This is a genomic window from Mesorhizobium sp. M2A.F.Ca.ET.042.01.1.1, assembly GCF_003997405.1.
In the GTDB taxonomy this organism is placed as follows: domain Bacteria; phylum Pseudomonadota; class Alphaproteobacteria; order Rhizobiales; family Rhizobiaceae; genus Mesorhizobium.
In genome coordinates this window covers 16,729-35,055 of the sequence record NZ_RZRX01000039.1, presented here as the reverse complement: position 1 = coordinate 35,055, position 18,327 = coordinate 16,729, and the positions used below count along the sequence as shown (strand labels likewise).

General features: G+C 65.4%; 9 protein-coding genes. 8 read left to right on the top strand and 1 reads right to left on the bottom strand.

Features of this window, described 5'->3' with window-relative positions; translation table 11 throughout:
* The 7 genes from hutH to EOA23_RS08705 form a co-directional block, all read left to right on the top strand.
* The coding region (gene hutH / locus EOA23_RS08735) for a histidine ammonia-lyase (protein WP_127303633.1) at positions 1-1,247 on the top strand (1,247 nt) is incomplete at its 5' end.
* Positions 1,248-1,299: 52 nt separating this feature from the next.
* Complete coding sequence (gene hutG, locus EOA23_RS08730; protein WP_127303632.1) at positions 1,300-2,115, top strand: N-formylglutamate deformylase; 816 nt, start codon at positions 1,300-1,302, stop codon at positions 2,113-2,115.
* 25 nt (positions 2,116-2,140) lie between these two features.
* Complete coding sequence (gene hutU / locus EOA23_RS08725; protein ID WP_189341549.1) at positions 2,141-3,814, top strand: urocanate hydratase; 1,674 nt, start codon at positions 2,141-2,143, stop codon at positions 3,812-3,814.
* 4 nt (positions 3,815-3,818) lie between these two features.
* Positions 3,819-4,406 (top strand): HutD family protein, encoded by a 588-nt coding sequence (locus EOA23_RS08720; RefSeq protein WP_127303631.1) that lies wholly within the window; start codon positions 3,819-3,821, stop codon positions 4,404-4,406.
* 270 nt (positions 4,407-4,676) lie between these two features.
* On the top strand, positions 4,677-13,256 hold the full coding sequence (locus EOA23_RS08715; protein ID WP_127303630.1) for a glucoamylase family protein: 8,580 nt from the start codon (positions 4,677-4,679) through the stop codon (positions 13,254-13,256).
* A gap of 375 nt (positions 13,257-13,631) precedes the next feature.
* Entirely contained in the window at positions 13,632-15,401 is a 1,770-nt protein-coding gene (locus EOA23_RS08710) for a glucan ABC transporter ATP-binding protein/ permease (RefSeq protein ID WP_126061235.1), read from the top strand.
* 199 nt (positions 15,402-15,600) lie between these two features.
* A complete protein-coding gene (locus EOA23_RS08705) occupies positions 15,601-16,359 on the top strand; it encodes a heme ABC transporter permease (RefSeq protein WP_127303629.1) in 759 nt (252 codons plus the stop codon).
* Positions 16,360-16,362: 3 nt separating this feature from the next.
* On the opposite strand, the gene EOA23_RS08700 is transcribed toward EOA23_RS08705, so the two are convergent.
* Positions 16,363-17,421, bottom strand: a complete 1,059-nt coding sequence (locus EOA23_RS08700; RefSeq protein WP_127303628.1) for a D-TA family PLP-dependent enzyme — start codon at positions 17,419-17,421, stop codon at positions 16,363-16,365.
* A 209-nt stretch (positions 17,422-17,630) separates the two neighbouring features.
* Between EOA23_RS08700 and EOA23_RS08695 the strand changes: the two genes are divergently transcribed.
* Complete coding sequence (locus EOA23_RS08695; RefSeq protein ID WP_041011546.1) at positions 17,631-18,317, top strand: D-lyxose/D-mannose family sugar isomerase; 687 nt, start codon at positions 17,631-17,633, stop codon at positions 18,315-18,317.
* Positions 18,318-18,327: the final 10 nt, after the last annotated feature.

The window sequence follows — 18,327 nt, the reverse complement described above, 5'->3', positions numbered from 1 at the left end:
GGCTGATGATGGCGCTGAAGCTTGCCAGCCTTGCCCAGGGTGCCTCCGGCGTGCGCGCCGAGACCATCGACCTGCTTCAAGGGATGCTCGCCAACGACGTCATTCCGGTCGTGCCGGCGCAGGGCTCGGTCGGCGCTTCCGGCGACCTCGCGCCGCTTTCGCACATGACCGCCGTCATGATCGGCGTCGGCGAATGCTTTACCCCGCATGGGCGCTTCCCGGCCAAGGTCGCCTTCGTCTCGCATGGGCTGGAGCCGGTGACGCTCGGCGCCAAGGAAGGCCTGGCGCTGCTCAACGGCACGCAGTTCTCGACCGCTTTTGCGCTGGCCGGCCTGTTCGAGGCCGAGGTGCTCTACCAGTCGGCGCTGGTTGCCGGCGCGCTGTCGACCGACGCGGCACGAGGCTCCGACGCCCCCTTCGATCCGCGCATCCATCTGTTGAGAAAACATCGCGGCCAGATCGAAACGGCCGACGCGCTGCGCAATCTGATGGCCGGCAGCGCCATCCGTGAATCGCATCGCGTCGATGACGAGCGCGTGCAGGATCCGTACTGCCTGCGCTGTCAGCCGCAGGTGATGGGCGCCGCGCTCGATGTGCTGCGCAAGGCCGCCGACACGCTTGAGACCGAGGCCAATGGCGTCACCGACAACCCGCTGATCTTCGCCGATGACGACACCGCCCTTTCCGGCGGCAATTTCCACGCCGAGCCGGTGGCCTTTGCCGCCGACATGATTGCGCTGGCCGTCTGCGAGATCGGCTCGCTGTCGGAGCGGCGCATCGCCATGCTGGTCGATCCGGCGCTGTCCGGCATGCCGGCCTTCCTCACGCCCAAGCCGGGGCTCAATTCCGGTTTCATGATTCCGCAGGTGACGGCGGCAGCGCTTGTTTCGGAAAACAAGCAGAAGGCCTATCCGGCGAGCGTCGATTCCATCCCGACCTCGGCCAACCAGGAAGATCACGTCTCGATGGCCGCGCACGGCGCGCGCCGGCTGCTCGGCATGATCGAGAATGCGACCGCCGTGATCGGCATCGAATTGCTGGCCGCGGCGCAAGGCTGCGATTTCCAAGCGCCGCTGGCTTCGAGCGAGGCGCTGGAAGCGGTGCGCAGGCTGGTCCGCGCCGAGGTGCCGTATCTCGACAATGACCGGCATTTCCATCCCGACATGGAAAAGGCGATCGCCATGGTGCGCAGCGGCGCCGCGGTGGAGGCGGCGGGTGCTGTGAAGCTGCCGGGGATTGCGTCGTGAGAATGCTAACGACGACACGGCGCCGTAGAGCGCCAACGCACGGAGGTCTCGCATGACCCCTCCCTGGCTTACCATCACCCGAGGCACTGCGCCCCTGCTGGTCTCGATCCCGCACACAGGTATTGATCTTGCAGGCCTGGACTCCCGCCTGGTCTCGACCTGGCTTGGCCGGCGCGACTGCGACTGGTGGATCGACAAGCTCTATGATTTTGCCGCAGACCTTGGGGCGACAGTCGTGCACACCGCCATTTCGCGCACCGTCATCGACGTCAACCGCGACCCGTCCGGCGTTTCGCTCTATCCGGGCCAGGCGACGACGACGCTCTGCCCGACGGACACTTTTGACGGCGATCCGCTCTACAATATGGGTGACGAACCGACGCCGTCCGAGATCGACCAGCGCCGCGAGACCTATTTCGTGCCGTATCATGCCGCCCTGCAGGCCGAGATCGACCGGCTGCGCGGCATGCATGAGAACATCGTGCTCTATGACTGCCATTCGATCCGCTCGGTGCTGCCGCGCCTGTTCGAAGGCACGCTGCCGGTCTTCAATCTCGGCACCAATGACGGCAGGAGCACCGATCCGTCGCTGCAGCGAAAGGTCAGCGAGATCCTTGCCGCGACCGGCGAGAGCTGGGTGGTGAACGGCCGTTTCAAGGGCGGCTGGATCACCAGAAGCTTCGGCCAGCCCGAGAACGGCGTCCACGCGCTTCAGATGGAGCTCTCCAACCGCGGCTATATGCGCGAGCCGGCCGAAAAGGGTTCGCCGGAAAACTGGCCGGTGCCTTACGACCCAAGCTATGCCGCGCCGATCCGCACCACGCTGAAAACCATTCTCGAAACCGCCATTGAATGGGCCGGGCGCTGACGCGCCGCCTTACTGGAAAGGGACAATGATGAACGATCCGCGCCACAACATCCGCGAAGTGCGTGCGCCCCGCGGCGACAAGCTCAATGCGCGCTATTGGACGACCGAGGCGCCGCTGCGCATGCTGATGAACAATCTCGACCCGGAGGTCGCCGAGAACCCCAACGAGCTGGTCGTCTATGGCGGCATCGGCCGGGCGGCGCGCACCTGGAACGATTTCGACCGCATTGTCGCTTCGCTGAAGACGCTGGGCGAGGACGAGACGCTGCTGGTGCAGTCCGGCAAGCCGGTCGGCGTCTTCAAGACCCATTCCAACGCGCCGCGCGTGCTCATCGCCAACTCCAACATCGTGCCGCACTGGGCGACCTGGGAGAAATTCAACGAGCTCGATAGGAAGGGGCTGATGATGTACGGCCAGATGACGGCCGGCTCCTGGATCTATATCGGCACGCAGGGCATCGTGCAGGGCACCTACGAGACCTTCGTCGAGGCCGGCCGCCAACATTACAACGGCGACCTCAAGGGCAAGTGGATTCTGACCGGCGGCCTCGGCGGCATGGGCGGCGCCCAGCCTCTGGCCGCCGTCATGGCCGGTGCCTCTTGCCTCGCCATCGAGTGCAACCCTGACTCGATCGATTTCCGCCTGCGCACCCGCTATCTCGACGAGAAGGCCGAGACGCTGGACGAAGCGATGGAGATGATCGACCGCTGGACCAAGGCCGGCGAGGCGAAGTCCGTCGGCCTGCTCGGCAACGCCGCCGAGATCGTGCCCGAAATGTTTAGGCGCGGCATCCGCCCCGACATCCTCACTGACCAGACCTCGGCGCATGACCCGATCAACGGCTATCTGCCGAAGGGCTGGACCATGGCCGAATGGCGCGAAAAGCGCACCTCTGATCCGAAAGCCGTCGAAAAGGCTGCTCGCGCATCGATGCGCGAGCATGTCGAGGCGATGGTGGCGTTCTGGAACGCCGGCGTGCCGACGCTCGACTACGGCAACAACATCCGCCAGGTCGCCAAGGACGAAGGTTTTGAGAACGCCTTTGCCTTCCCGGGCTTCGTGCCCGCCTATATCCGGCCGTTGTTCTGCCGTGGCATCGGTCCGTTCCGCTGGGCCGCGCTCTCGGGCGATCCGGAGGACATCTATAAGACCGACGCCAAGGTGCGCGAGCTCACTCCCGGCAACACCCATCTGCACAACTGGCTGGATATGGCGCGCGAGCGCATCTCGTTCCAGGGTCTGCCGGCGCGCATCTGCTGGGTCGGCCTCGGCGATCGCCACCGGCTCGGCCTCGCCTTCAACGAAATGGTGGCCAAGGGCGAGCTGAAGGCGCCCGTCGCCATCGGCCGCGACCATCTCGATTCCGGCTCGGTCGCCTCGCCGAATCGCGAGACCGAAGCGATGAAGGACGGCTCCGACGCCGTTTCCGATTGGCCTCTGCTCAACGCGCTGCTCAACACCGCGTCCGGCGCCACCTGGGTGTCGCTGCATCATGGCGGAGGCGTCGGCATGGGTTTTTCGCAGCATGCCGGCATGGTGATCGTCGCCGACGGCACGGCGGATGCCGCCAAGCGGCTGGAGCGCGTGCTCTGGAACGACCCGGCGACCGGCGTCATGCGCCATGCCGATGCCGGCTACGACATCGCCATCCAGTGCGCCAAGGAGCACCAGCTCAACCTGCCGGGCATATTGGGCTGAACGGATGCGTATCCTTCGTGCCGCCGATTACCGCGTCATGCCTTGGAAGAATGGCGGCGGCACGACCACGGAGATCGCGGTTTCGCCCGACGGCGCCGGGCTCGACGAGTTCGACTGGCGCGTCTCGATGGCCCGAGTCGAAACCAGCGGGCCGTTCTCCAGCTTCGCCGGCATCGACCGCACGCTGTCGGTGCTGGAAGGCGAGGGGATTGTCCTCGACATTGCCGGCCAGCCGACGGCTCGGTTGACCACGGCGTCAGTGCCGCTCGCCTTTGCGGGCGACGTGCCGACCAGAGCGGCGCTGATCGGCGGTCCCATCACCGATCTCAACGTCATGACCCGCCGTGGCCGCATGGCCCATGCCGTCGAGCGCCGGCCGCTCTCCGGCGAGATTCGCATTATGCCGCGCGCCGACACGACGCTGGTTCTGGCGGTCAATACAGACTTCACGCTTCTTACGGATGACAGGCCTAGCCTAGGACCGCTGGATACGCTGATCCTCGAGCGCGAGACCCCGGAATTGTGGCTCCAGTCCCAAGGGCAGGGGCTGCTTTTCGTGATCGAACTCGATCGCCTCGCCGCCAACCATTAACGGCTGTTGCCAAACATGATCGCGGCGCGGGCGAATTATCGCCCGGCCCCTTGCATGTATCACGAAAAAGCCTGATTCCTTGCCCTGATCCAACCGGGGGCGAAGAGCGAGGGGCGTTCGCCCGCAAGCTGTCGAAAGGGCACGCCCCTGTTGTGGTGCGCAGAACAAACTTTCGGCGGATCAGTCATGCAACCAATTGCAATTGAACCGGTTTTAGGGCCATTGCCGTGGCGGTGACGCCGCATTGCGCCCCCGCTTACGGAATTTTCAATGAACATTCAGACCAATCCCAATAAGATCGAACAGACAAGCGCCGGCTTCCCGTTGGTGACGGAAGCGCCGATACGCTCCAATTTCCTGCCTGAGGACCGGCTGCGCGCCTTGGGCGTCGCTTTAGCCAAGGGCGAGGTCAAGGACCTGTTCGGCCTCGCCCCGTTCGAGTTCCAGGCCCGCATCCGCGACAGCGCCAAGAAGATCCTCGAAGTCTACCGTTCGACCAATGCCGCCCAGGCCAAGGGCGAGACCATCACGCCGGCCGCGCAGTGGCTGCTCGACAACAACTATTTGGTCGAGGAGACGATCTTCCAGGTCAAGCGCGACCTGCCGCGCCGCTTCTACCGCCAGCTGCCGACGCTCATGCTCGGCGACGGCACGGTGCTGCCGCGCGCCTTCGTCGTTGCCTGGAGCTATGTCGAGCATTCCGACAGCTCGGTCTCGGCCACCATGTTCAAGGCCATCGTCGAGGGCTTCCAGTCAGTCGAGCCGATGAAGATCGGCGAGCTCTGGGCGCTGCCCTCGTTGCTGCGCTTCGTGCTGATCGAGAACCTGCGTCGCATCGCCGTGCGCGTCGACCGCACCAGGCAGATGCGACACATCGCCAACGAGGTTGCCGACCGGGTTCTCGCGACCGACGACAATGCCGACCGTACCAGGATCCTGTCCAACTACAGCGCGCATGCGCAGGACACCACTTTTGCCACCCAGTTGCTCTACCGCCTGCGCGACGGGTCGCAGAACGCCGGCCGGGCGCTGGAATGGCTGGAGGGAGAGCTGGAAAAGACCGGCTCCGATGCCGAGGAGATCATCATCTCCGAGCATCAGACGCTCTCCAGCGGCAATGTCACGACCGGCAACATCATCCGCGGCCTGCGCCTCATCAACGACGTCGACTGGACGGTCTGGTTCGAAGGCGTCAGCCGCATCGACACGCTGCTCCGTGAAAAGACCGATTTCGCCGACCTGGATTTCTTCTCGCGCGATCAGTACCGCACCGCGATCGAGCAGTTGGCGCGGCGCTCGGAGCTCTCCGAATACCGGGTGGCCGAAAAGGCGATCGAGCTTGCCGGCCACACGCCCGGCGTCACCGATGCATCCGGCGTGCCGGAGACAGCGGATCCGGACGTGCACACCGATGTCGGCTTCTTCCTGGTCGGGCCGCGCCGTCAGGAGCTGGAAAAGGCGATCGGCTACCGGCCGCCTTTCTATGTGACCTTCAAGCGTGCCTTTGCCAGCGCCGGCTGGATGGGCATCGTCGGCCCGGTTTTCCTTCTGACGGCGCTGCTGTTGGTGCTGTCGGGCAGGGCGCTCGCCAATCTCGGCCTGTCGGTGGAATCGATCACGCTGATGCTGGCGCTGTTCGCAGTGCCGGCAAGCGAAGGCGCGCTGGCCTTCTTCAACACCGTCGTGGCGCTGTTCCTCAAACCCACCCGGCTTGTCGGCTACGACTACAACAAGCACGGCATCCCGGCCGAGGCGCGCACGCTGGTCGTGGTGCCCTCGCTGATCGGCTCGCGCGACGACGTCGAGGAAAACATCCGTAACATCGAGGTGCACCACCTCGCCAACACGGCCGAAGAGATCCATTTCGCCCTGTTGTCCGACTGGCCGGATTCCAAGACCGAGATCGACGCCGCCGACATCGAGATCCTGCAATATGCCCGTGACGAGATCGCCAGGCTCAACGCCCGCTATCCGTCGGAAGGCTCGCCGCGCTTCTATCTCCTGCATCGCCGCCGGCTCTACAATCAGGCGCAAGGCTGCTGGATGGGCTGGGAGCGCAAGCGCGGCAAGCTGCATGAGCTGAACCTTCTCCTGCGTGGCGACAGCGACACCACCTTCCTGCCGCTCGACGTGCCGCTGCCGGAAAAGGTCGTCTATGTGATGACGCTCGACGCCGACACGCGCACGACTCGCGACGCGGTTTCGAGCCTGGTCGGCAAGCTCGCCCATCCGCTCAACCGCCCGCATTTCGATCCGGTCAAGCGCGTCGTCACCGCGGGCTACACGATCCTGCAGCCGCGCATCACGGCGTCGCTGACCAGCGGCGACGACGCCTCCTTCTTCCAGCGCGTCTTCTCGGCCAATCGCGGCCTCGACCCCTATGTCTTCGCCGTATCCGACGTCTACCAGGACGTCTTCGGCGACGGTTCCTTCACCGGCAAGGGCCTCTACCATGTCGACGCCTTCGAGGCGGCGCTGAAGAACCGCATCGACGAAAACACCATCCTCAGCCACGACCTGCTCGAAGGCGCGCTCTCGCGCGCCGCTTTGGTCACCGACGTCGAGCTGGTCGAGGACTATCCCACCCGCTACTCGGTCGACGCCTCGCGCCACCATCGCTGGGCGCGCGGCGACTGGCAGCTGCTCGGCTATATTTTCGACCCGCGCTCCGGGGTGCCGGCGCTGTCGCGCTGGAAGATGGTCGACAATCTGCGCCGCTCGGTCACCCCGATCTTCTGGGTCCTGGCCTGCGTCGCCGGCTGGACGCTGCTGCCCTTCACCCAGGCGGCGCAGTGGCAGGCGCTTATGATCCTCAGCCTGTTCATGGCGCCTACCTTCGACATCGTGAACGGCATCCTGCCCAAGAGCGGCGACCAGACGCCGCGCGGCCATTTCTCGGCACTTGCGCGCGACACCGTGTTCGGCACGGCGCTGGTGGCGCTGAAGGTGCTCTTGATGGCGCATCTCGCCTGGATGATGGGCGACGCCATCATTCGCACCATCTACCGCCTCTTCGTCAGCCGGCAGAACCTGCTCGAATGGCGCACCGCCTCGCAGGCCGCCAAGGGCGGCAACGATCTCGGCGCCTACTACGGCATGATGTATGGCGCGGTGATCATCGGCGTCGTCGGCCTGGCTATTCCAGTGCTGGCCGATTCCACAGGCGCCTTCGTCGCCTTCTTCTTCGCCATCTTCTGGATCGCTTCGCCCGCCGTCGCCTGCTGGATCAGCCGCTCGGCCGAGACCGAGGACAGGCTGCGCATCTCGAGCGCCGACATCCAGGTGCTGCGCACCTTCGCGCGCCGCACATGGCACTATTTCGAGACCTTCGTGACGCCCGAGCAGCATCATTTGCCGCCGGACAATTTCCAGGAAAGCCCGGCGCCGGTGGTGGCGCCGCGCACCTCGCCGACCAATATCGGCGTCTATCTGCTGTCGGTGGTTTCGGCGCGCGATTTCGGCTGGATCAGCCTGTCGGACGCCATCACCCGCATCGACGCCACGATGACGACCATCGAGAACATGCCGCGCGACCGCGGCCATCTCTACAACTGGTATGACACGACGACGCTGAAGCCGCTCTATCCGCTTTACATCTCGGCGGTCGACAGCGGCAATCTCGCCGGACATCTGGTCGCGGTTGCGGCCTCCTGCGCCGAATGGGCCGAAGCGCCGTCCGTGCATCTGCAGGGCGATTTCGAAGGCATCATCGACACCGTCACCATCCTCGACGAAAGCCTGGAAGAGCTGCCGGACGACCGCCGGCAGCTGCGGCCGCTGCGCCAGCGCCTGGCCGACCGTCTCGACGGCATGCGCCGCGCGGTTGCGACCATCAAGGCGCAGCCGGAGATGGCCTCGATCCGGACCATCAACCTTGCCGTGCTCGCCGGCGAGATCCGCAAGCTCGCCACCGCCATCCACACCGAGGCCGCCTCGCCGAAGAGCGATGTTATCGCCGATTGGGCGGCGAGACTCGAGGCGACCTGCGAGGCGCATGTGCACGATTCGCACAATGACGAGAGCGCAGTCGCCGCTCTGCGCGCCAAGCTGCTGGCGCTACGCGAGCGCTGCCGCCGCTACGCCTTCGAGATGGATTTCTCCTTCCTGATGCGTCAGGAGCGCAAGCTGCTCTCGATCGGCTACCGCGTCGAGGACCGCCAGCTCGACGAAAGCTGCTACGACCTGCTCGCCTCCGAGGCGCGGCTCACCAGCCTGTTCGCCATCGCCAAGGGCGACCTGCCGACCGAGCATTGGTTCCGTCTCGGACGCCCAATCGTTGAGATCGGCTTCCAGGGCGCGCTGATGTCCTGGTCGGGCTCGATGTTCGAGTATCTGATGCCGCCTCTGGTGATGAAGGAGCCGCAGGGCTCGATCCTCAACCAGACCAGCAAGCTCATCATCAAGCGTCAGATCCAATATGCGCGTTCCAAGAACGTGCCCTGGGGCATTTCGGAAGCGGCCTACAACGCCCGCGACCGCGAGCTCACCTATCAGTACACCAATTTCGGCGTGCCCGGCCTCGGCCTGAAGCGGGGCCTTGGCCAGAACACCGTGATCGCGCCCTATGCGACGATTCTCGCGGCGCAGTTCAGCCCGCGCGAGGCGGTGCAGAACCTGCAGAGGTTGCGCTCGATCGGCGCGCTTGGCCGCCACGGTTTCTATGACGCGGTCGATTTCACGCCGCAGCGCGTGCCTGAAGGCACCGACCACGCCGTGGTGCAGAACTATATGGCGCACCATTCCGGCATGTCGATCGCCGCTGTCGCCGACGCCATTTTCGAGGGCCGGCTGCGCGAGCGTTTCCACAGCGACCCGGTGATCGAGTCGGCCGAGCTCCTCCTGCAGGAGAAGGCGCCGCGCGACATTCCGACCGCGACCGTCAGGACGGAAGCCGACGAGCGATCCAAGGACGAGACCGAGACCGAGAGCCCGGACAGCCGGGTCATCCTCGATCCCATCAAGGCGCTGCGGGCGACAAACGTCATGTCCAACGGCCGCTATTCGGTCATGGTCACAGCGACGGGCTCCGGCTACAGCCGCTTCGGCGAGCTTGCCGTCACCCGCTGGCAGCCGGATCCGAGCGAGGATCGCCTCGGCTCCTACATCTTCCTGCGCGACACCGCGACGGGCGACTGGTGGTCCGCCACCGCCGAGCCGAAGCGCGCCGAAGGCGAACGCGTCCAGACGCTGTTCGGCGACGACAAGGCGAGCTTCACCAAGTCCGTCGGCTCGCTGCGTTCCGAGGTCGAGTGCATCGTCATTTCCGAGGGCAATGGCGAAGGCCGCCGCATCACCCTCTACAATGACGGTGCCACCGACCGGCATATCGAGGTGACCTCCTTCGCCGAGCTGGTGCTGGGCAACGAGGCCTCGGACAACGCGCATCCGGCCTTCTCCAAGATGTTCGTCGAGACTGAGATCGCGCCGAACAACGGCGCGATCTTCGCCACCAGGCGCAAGCGCGACAAGAACGACCCCGACCTCACCATGGTGCATTTCGTCACCGACCCGTCGGGCCCGTCGCGCGATGCCGAGGCCGAAACCGACCGGCGCGCCTTCATCGGCCGCGGCCGCACCATCGCCGATGCCGTCGCCTTCGACCCCGGCGTCCGGCTTTCCGGCAGCCAGGGCTTCACGCTGGACCCGGTGGCGGCGCTGCGCCGCCAGGTCCGCGTGCCGGCCAACAAGAAGATATCGCTGACCTTCTGGACCGCCGTCGGCGCCAATCGCGCCGAGCTCGACGAGGCGATCGCCCGGCTCGACCATCAGGAGAGCTTCGCACGCCAGGCGATGCTTGCCTGGACGCGCAGCCAGGTGCAGACGCGCCATCTGGGCCTCAGCCTCACCGACGCCGCCAATGTGCAGAAGCTCGCCCGCTACTTGATCTATCCCGATCCGTTCCTGCGCCTGCCGGCGGAATCCATCGCCTCGGGCCTTGGCCGCCAGTCGAGCCTGTGGCCGACCAGCATCTCCGGCGATTTCCCGATCTTCCTGGTGCGCATCGGCGACGTCGCCGATCTCGAGATCGTCGCCCAGGCGCTGCGCTTCCAGGAATATATGCGGGCGCGCGGCATGATGATCGACTTCGTCGTCGTCAACGAGCAGGCCTCGTCCTATGTGCAGGACCTGCAGCGCGCGGTGGAGACGCTGTGCGAGAACAGCCGCCTGCGCGGCCGCGAGCTTGGGCCGCGCCAGCACATCTTCGCGGTGCGCCGCGACCTGATGGACGAGCCGACCTACAAGACCTTGCTGTCGGTCGCGCGGGTGGTTCTTCACACCCGCAACGGCACGATCTTCGACCAGCTCGAACGCGCCGAGACGGCAGCGTTGCAGGCTCGCGATGCCTTGCTGCAGGCCGAGGGCGGCTCGCCGCGCGAACCCAGCCCGCCGCTGCCCTTGCCGGTGCCGGCAAGCCAGGCTGGAGCCGACATCGCCGCCGACGGCCGAGGCCTCAGCCTCTGGAACGGCTATGGCGGCTTCGACGGCGACGGCCGCCACTATGTCACGCGGCTGACCGGGCGGCGTGTGACGCCGCAGCCCTGGATCAACGTCATCTCCAACGCCTCCTTCGGCTTTCACGTCTCGGCCGAAGGCGCAGGCTTCACCTGGAGCCGCAACAGCCGCGACTACCAGCTGACGCCATGGTCGAACGACCCGGTGTCGAACCGGCCGGGCGAGGGCTTCTATGTCTTCGACCATGCCAGCGGCAAGGCGTTCTCGCCGATGGCGGCGACGGTCCGCGATCCGGCGATGACCTATGAGACCTGGCACGGCCAGGGCTTTTCGACCTTCCGCTCCAAGCGCGGCCCATTGTCGATGGACCTGACGCAGGTGGTGGATCCCGTCGATCCGGTGAAGATCAGCCGGTTGCGCATCCAGAATTCCGGATCAGTGCCGGCGCGGCTGCGCGTCTATGCCTATGCCGAATGGGTGCTGGGCGGCCATCGCTCGCGCACGGCGGCGACCATCGTGCCCGCGCGGGACACGGCAACAGGGGCCATGCTGGCGCAGAACCCCTACGGCCTCGACTTCGGCGAGCGCGTCGCCTTCCTCGGAGCAAGTCATCCGATCCATTCGGTGACCGCCGACCGCTCCGAATTCATCGGCAGGCACGGCACGACGGAGTATCCGCAGGCCGTGCTGGGCGGGCTTGCGCTCTCCGGTCGCATCGAGGCGGGCGATGACCCTTGCGCGGTCGTCGCCAGCGACATCGACATTCCTGCCGGCGGCGACGTCACGCTGTCCTGGCTGCTCGGCGACGCGGCCACGCCCGCCGAAGCAAGCGCGCTGGTGCAGACCCATCGCGGCAAGGATTTCGACCAGCGCCTGGCCGAGAATGAAAAGGCCTGGCGCGGCTTCCTCGACACCATCCAGGTCGAGACGCCGGACGAGGCGATGAACGCCATGGTCAACCACTGGCTGCCCTACCAGAGCCTGGCCTGCCGTATCCGCGCGCGCTCGGCCTTCTACCAGGCAAGCGGCGCCTTCGGCTTCCGCGACCAGCTGCAGGACACGCTGGCGCTTCTGGCGCACGATCCGAAGCTGGCGCGCGACCAGATCCTCAATGCCGCGCGCCGGCAGTTCCCGGAAGGCGACGTGCAGCACTGGTGGTTGCCGCGCACCGATGCCGGCGTGCGCACCATGATCTCGGACGATGTCGTCTGGCTGGCGCATGCGACGGCGCGCTACATCGAGGTGACCGGCGACGCCGCGATCCTCAAGGAGCAGTTGCCCTTCATCGACGGGCAGCAGCTTGGAGAAGGCGAGCATGACGCCTTCTTCACGCCCGAGATCACCAAGAACACCGCTTCGCTCTACGACCATTGCGCCCGGGCGCTCGATCTTGCGATCAAGCGCAGCAGCCCCGCCGGCCTGCCGCTCATCCTCGGCGGCGACTGGAACGACGGCATGAACCGTGTCGGCGAGGGCGGCAAGGGCGAGAGCGTGTGGCTGGGCTGGTTCCTCCTGAAGACCCTCACCGACTTTGCCCCTGTCGCCAAAGGGCAGGGCGATGCCAAGCGGGCACAGGCCTGGTTGAAGCACGCCGACGTGCTGAAGCGGGCGCTGGAAAGCACCGCCTGGGACGGTCAATGGTACCGGCGCGGCAGTTTCGACGACGGCACGCCGCTCGGCTCGCACAATTCGGACGAGTGCAAGATCGACTCGATCGCTCAATCCTGGAGCGTGCTGTCGGGCGAGGGCGATCCGGCCCGCTCGACGACGGCCATGGAGCAGGCGACCCACATGCTGGTCGATGACGAGCTCAAGATCGTCAAGCTGTTTACGCCGCCCTTCTCGAAAAGCGAGAAGGACCCCGGCTACATCAAGAGCTATCCGCCGGGCGTGCGTGAGAATGGCGGCCAGTACACCCATGCCGCCACCTGGTTCGTGATCGCGCTGGCCGAAATGGGCCGCACCGACGAGGCCTATCGCTGCTTCTCGATGCTGAACCCGGTCAACCACGCCTCGGACGAGGCGGCGGCCGAGCATTACCGCGTCGAGCCCTATGTCGTGGCCGCCGACATCTATGCCGGCGAAGGCAAGGGCGGCCGCGGCGGCTGGACCTGGTACACGGGCTCGGCCGGCTGGCTTTACCGCGCAGCGGTGGAAGGCATCCTCGGCATCGAGCGGCGCGGCAGGGAGATCACGTTTAGGCCGAAGCTGCCCGGACACTGGGACGGCTACGCCGCGACGCTCAAGATGTTCGGCGGCGAGATCAAGGTTCGGGTCATCCGCGACAAAAAGACCAAGTCGATCTCGCTAGAAGTCGACGGTTCGAAGAAAAAATCTCCCTCCTTCGAGCCGAAAGCCGGCGACAAGACCGAGGTCGTCGTCAGGATACCTGCGTAAAATCAAAGACTTGGCTTGTCGGCCGCGCATCCCTCGGGGTGCGCGGCCGATCGCCGTTTTTTACTTGGCGTCGCTCCCGCGCGCGATCGCGGGCCTTCCTTTAGGGCAGGCTAAGCAAGCAGGCTGTGATTAAAAATGTGGCAGCGGGGAGCAAGTGCCACTATTTTGCCGCAAGGCTGACATTTCACCTTTTATCTCAAACCGTTAGGTGATCACGTCAGATTTCGTACCGTCGTCATCTTTTGTTCGCTAAATGGGAACGGAAGGGATAGACGACGCATTGTTTCGCGACACGTTTACCGTTACGTGTCACAAAATGGTGCGGTGCACAATTCGGGCATTGAGCACAAACAAGAGTTTGGCGGAGTAGCTGAAGTGTCACTTCTGCAGATCTACTTTAGAGCGCTGGGTTATCTGGCGGCCGACAAGAAGCGCGTCGCGCTGATTTGCGGCGCCAACGTCGCGCTCGCCGCGATTGCGATCCTCGAGCCGATCCTGCTGGGCAGGGTGATCGGAGCCATCTCCGAGAAAGGCCCTGTGTTTTCGACGCTCGCCGTGTGGGCCGCGCTTGGTGCATTCAACGTCATTGCCTTCGTGCTGGTGGCGCGCGGCGCCGACCGGTTCGCCCATGCCCGCCGCTCGGAAGTGCTGTGCCAGTCCTTCGAGCGCGTGATCACCATGCCGCTTGCCTGGCATCACCAGCGCGGCACGTCCAATTCGCTGCACACGCTTCTTCGCGCCGTCGAGACCCTGTTCAGCTTGTGGCTCGAATTCATGCGCGTGCATTTGTCGACGGCCATCGCGCTGGTGCTGCTGGTGCCGACCGCGCTCGCCATGGATATCCGCATGTCCGTCGTGCTGCTCGGCCTCGGCATTCTCTATGTCGGCATCGGCCGTATCGTCATGCGCCGCACCAAGGCGGGGCAGACCGCCGTCGAGCGCCACTACCACACCGTCTTTGCGCATGTCTCCGACAGCGTCAGCAATGTCGCCGTGCTGCAGAGCTACAACCGCATCGGCCACGAGACCGCGACGCTGAAGCGTTACGTCAAGGACCTGCTTGACGCTCAGAACCCTGTGCTCGACTGGTGGGCGATTGCCAATGCACTGAACCGCCTGTCGTCGACCATCTCGATGATGATCGTGCTGTCGATCGGCGCCTATCTGGTCACCCGTGGCCAGCTCCGCGTCGGCGATGTCGTCGCCTTCACCGGCTTTGCCGGGATGCTGATCGCCCGTCTCGACCAGATGTCGGCTTTCACCACCCAGATTTCCGAGGCCCGCGCCAAGCTCGAGGATTTCTACCGCCTTGAGGACTCGGCCGCCGAGACCATCGAGCCGGATGGCCTGCGCGAGCTCACCAACGTCACCGGCCATGTGCGCTTCGAGGACGTCAGCTTCGAGTTCGCCAATTCGGGCCACGGCATCGAGGACGTCTCGTTCGAGGTCCAGGCCGGCCAGACGGTCGCCATCGTCGGTCCGACCGGCGCCGGCAAGACGACGCTGATCAATCTGCTGCAGCGGGTCTTCACTCCGTCCAGCGGCCGTATCCTGATCGACGGCATCGACACCAGGACCGTGACCCGCAAGTCGCTGCGCCATTCGATCGCCACCGTCTTCCAGGACGCCGGCCTGCTCAACCGCTCGATCGAGGACAATATCCGCGTCGGCCGCGCCGATGCGAGCAATGACGAAGTGCACGCCGCGGCCAATGCGGCCGCCGCGCAGGATTTCATCCTGGCCAAGAGCAGCGGCTACGATACCGTCGTCGGCGAGCGTGGCGGCCAGCTTTCGGGCGGCGAGCGCCAGCGTATCGCCATCGCCCGCGCCGTGCTGAAGGATGCGCCGATCCTGGTGCTCGACGAGGCGACCAGCGCGCTCGACGTCGAGACCGAGGACCGTGTCAAGGAAGCGATCGACGAGCTGCGCCGCAACCGCACGACCTTCATCATCGCCCACCGCCTGACCACGGTCCGCGACGCCGACCTCGTCGTCTTCATGGACAAGGGCAAGGTGGTCGAGATGGGCGGCTTCACCGAGCTGTCGCTGCGCAACGGCCGCTTCGCCGCCCTGCTGCGCGCCGGCGGCCTGCTCAACGACGAAGAGGTCCGCCGTCTCAGCCGTCCGGTGACGGAAGCGGCGTAAAGTACAGCGCTCCTCCTTCTCCCCGTGTGGGAGAAGGTGGATCGGCGCGATAGCGCCGAGACGGATGAGGGGTGTTCCAGCGGAGTGAGACGCTGGCGTTCCCTGGAGCACCCCTCATCCGTCGCCTTCGGCGACACCTTCTCCCACAAGGGGAGAAGGGGAATTGCCCCTAACCTCACGCCGGTCTATTTAGGTCGCCATGAGCGACACCACTTCACGCTTTTCCGGCTGGATCGATCTCGCCAACCCGACGCGCTTCGTCGGGCTGGCCGACAAGGTCATTCCGTGGCTGGCGGCTATTGCGGCGATCCTGCTTGGCGCGGGCCTCTATATGAGCTTCACCGCGCCAGAGGATTTCCAGCAGGGCATCACCGTGCGCATCATGTATATCCACGTTCCCTTCGCCTGGATCGCCATGATGTGCTACACGATCATGGCGATCTCGGCGCTGGGCACACTGGTCTGGCGCCATCCGCTGGCCGATGTTGCGCTCAAATCGGCGGCCCCGATCGGTGCCACCTTCACCGCGCTGGCGCTGATCACCGGCTCCATCTGGGGCAAGCCGATGTGGGGCACCTGGTGGGTATGGGACGCGCGGCTGACCTCTGTCTTCGTGCTTTTCCTGATGTATCTCGGCATCATCGCGCTGACCCGCGCGCTGGATGACGCCGGCCGCGCCGCCTGGGCGGCGGCCATCATCACGCTGGTCGGCTTCATCAACATCCCCATCATCAAGTTCTCGGTCGACTGGTGGAACACGCTGCACCAGCCGGCCTCCGTCTTCCGCCTCGGCGGCCCGACCATCGACCCATCGATGCTATGGCCGCTCGCCGTGATGGCGCTGGGTTTCACGGTGCTGTTCTTCGCCCTGCACCTGATGGCGATGCGCACGGAGATTTTCAGGCGGCGGGTGACGGCGATGCGGAGAGTGGCGGCAAGGCAGGCGGAGCGGCAGTAGGGCTCACCCCATCTTCCCTCGCGCCGCCACTGGCAGCGTTTCCAGCACCGTGTCTCCATCGATCAGATGCACCTGATCGAACAAATTCGTCACCACGCAGCAATGATCGGGCACGACGCGCACCCGCTCACCGATGTGCAAGGCGGCGCCGTCGGCAAGCGTGACGGTGCCGTGCTCTTCGCTCAAACCCGTTACGCGGGCGCCCGGCATGCCGAGCAGCTCGCCGAACTCCGGCAGGCCGAGCGTATCGGAAGACAGCGCCTTGCTGCCTGAATCGAGGATGGCGCGGGTCGGCGTCGGGTGGCTGACGACGGTGGCAAGCACCGTCAGCGCGCAGTCGTCCAGCGTGCCGACGCCTTTGGCAACCTGATAGCGGTCGAGGTAGATATAGGTGCCGGGCCGGTATTCGGTGACGATGCTGTTCTCGCCCGAGCGCCACATATCCGGCGTGCCGCCGCTGGAGACGCGCACGCATTCGAGCCCCGCCGCGGCAAGCGCGTCGTGCGCGCTTTTCAGCCAGGCCTCGGCTTGCGCCGCGCGGCCGGCCGCCGGATAGGTCATCAGCCCGCCGAAGGCGAGGCCCTTGGCCTGGTCGATTACCTTCGCAAGCGCCACCGCATCGGCCGGGCTCTGCACGCCGCAGCGGCCCATGCCGGTGTCGCACTCGACCAGCACCTGCAGCGGATGACCGGCATCGGTGAAGGTGGCAGCAAGGCCTTCCAGCGTCTCATGGCTGTCCGCCGTCACCGAGAGCGTGACGCGCCCATGCAGCGCCTTCAGCCGCTCCAGCTTGGCGCGGCCAAGGATGTTGTAGGGCAGAAAAATATCCTCAAGCCCCGCATCGGCCATCACTTCGGCCTCGCCGATCTTCTGGCAGGTGATGCCGACCGCGCCCGCCGCGACCTGCTTCTTCGCCCAGTAGGGCAGCTTGTGCGTCTTGATGTGCGGCCGCAGCTTCAGCCCGTGGGCGTCGGCATGCGCCTGCGCTTTTTTGATGTTGGCTTCGGCACGGGCCGCATCGATCAGGATCGCCGGCGTGTCGAGGTCGTCTATGCTTGGCATGAAATCACCATTCAAAGCATGTCTCCCGAGAGCGGGATCCGGTTTCTGGACAAAGACATGCGCAAAATCGAAAAGTCCGGCTGGGTTTATGGTCCCGATCCGGCCGGATGTCACGGGGCCAGAACAGCGGGTTTGCGTCGACAGCCGACCGGCATTGGGCTATTCGGATGGTCAGATTTCAGCAAGGCATCGGCCGGAGGAGAACCATCATGAAGCGCTCCAAGATCAACGACATCATCCGCGAAGCCGACGCCTTCATCCGCTCCTTCGGCTATATCATGCCGCCCTTCGCCTATTGGTCGCCGGAAGAGATGAAGGCGCACAAGGCCGACTCTTCCGCCATCTTCACCTCGCGCCTCGGCTGGGACATCACCGACTACGGCCAGGAGAAGTTCGACGAGCTCGGCCTGTTCCTGTTCACCGTGCGCAACGGCCGCTACGAGGACATGAAGCTCGGCATGGGCATGCTCTATGCCGAAAAGATCATGATCTCGCGCAAGGACCAGCTCTCGCCGATGCACCGCCACAACATCAAGGCCGAGGACATCATCAACCGCGGTGGCGGCAAGCTGGTGCTGGAACTCTTCATGCACGACCGCGACGGCGGCATCGACCCGAAGGCCGAAGTGTCGGTGCCGGTCGACGGCACCATCACCAGGTTGCCGGCCGGCGGGCTGCTTAAGCTCGATCCCGGCCAGAGTGTCACGCTGCTGCCCGGCGTCTGGCACGCCTTCTGGGCCGAGGGCAAGGATGTGCTGATCGGCGAGGTGTCGACCGTCAATGACGACCTCACCGACAACGTCTTCCGCGAGCCGATCGGCCGCTTCTCCAACATCGACGAGGACGTCGCGCCGCTGCACCTCCTGGTGTCGGACTATGAGAAGTGGGTGGGGTAGGCGAGGGAGG

What these genes read in the sequence shown, in the direction of transcription:
- hutG (WP_127303632.1), top strand. Translation starts at nt 1,300, where the DNA reads ATGACCCCTCCCTGGCTTACCATCACCCGAGGCACTGCGCCCCTGCTG.
- EOA23_RS08705 (WP_127303629.1), top strand. Translation starts at nt 15,601, where the DNA reads ATGAGCGACACCACTTCACGCTTTTCCGGCTGGATCGATCTCGCCAAC.
- EOA23_RS08695 (WP_041011546.1), top strand. Translation starts at nt 17,631, where the DNA reads ATGAAGCGCTCCAAGATCAACGACATCATCCGCGAAGCCGACGCCTTC.
- EOA23_RS08700 (WP_127303628.1), bottom strand. Translation starts at nt 17,421, where the DNA reads ATGCCAAGCATAGACGACCTCGACACGCCGGCGATCCTGATCGATGCG.
- EOA23_RS08720 (WP_127303631.1), top strand. Translation starts at nt 3,819, where the DNA reads ATGCGTATCCTTCGTGCCGCCGATTACCGCGTCATGCCTTGGAAGAAT.
- EOA23_RS08715 (WP_127303630.1), top strand. Translation starts at nt 4,677, where the DNA reads ATGAACATTCAGACCAATCCCAATAAGATCGAACAGACAAGCGCCGGC.
- hutU (WP_189341549.1), top strand. Translation starts at nt 2,141, where the DNA reads ATGATGAACGATCCGCGCCACAACATCCGCGAAGTGCGTGCGCCCCGC.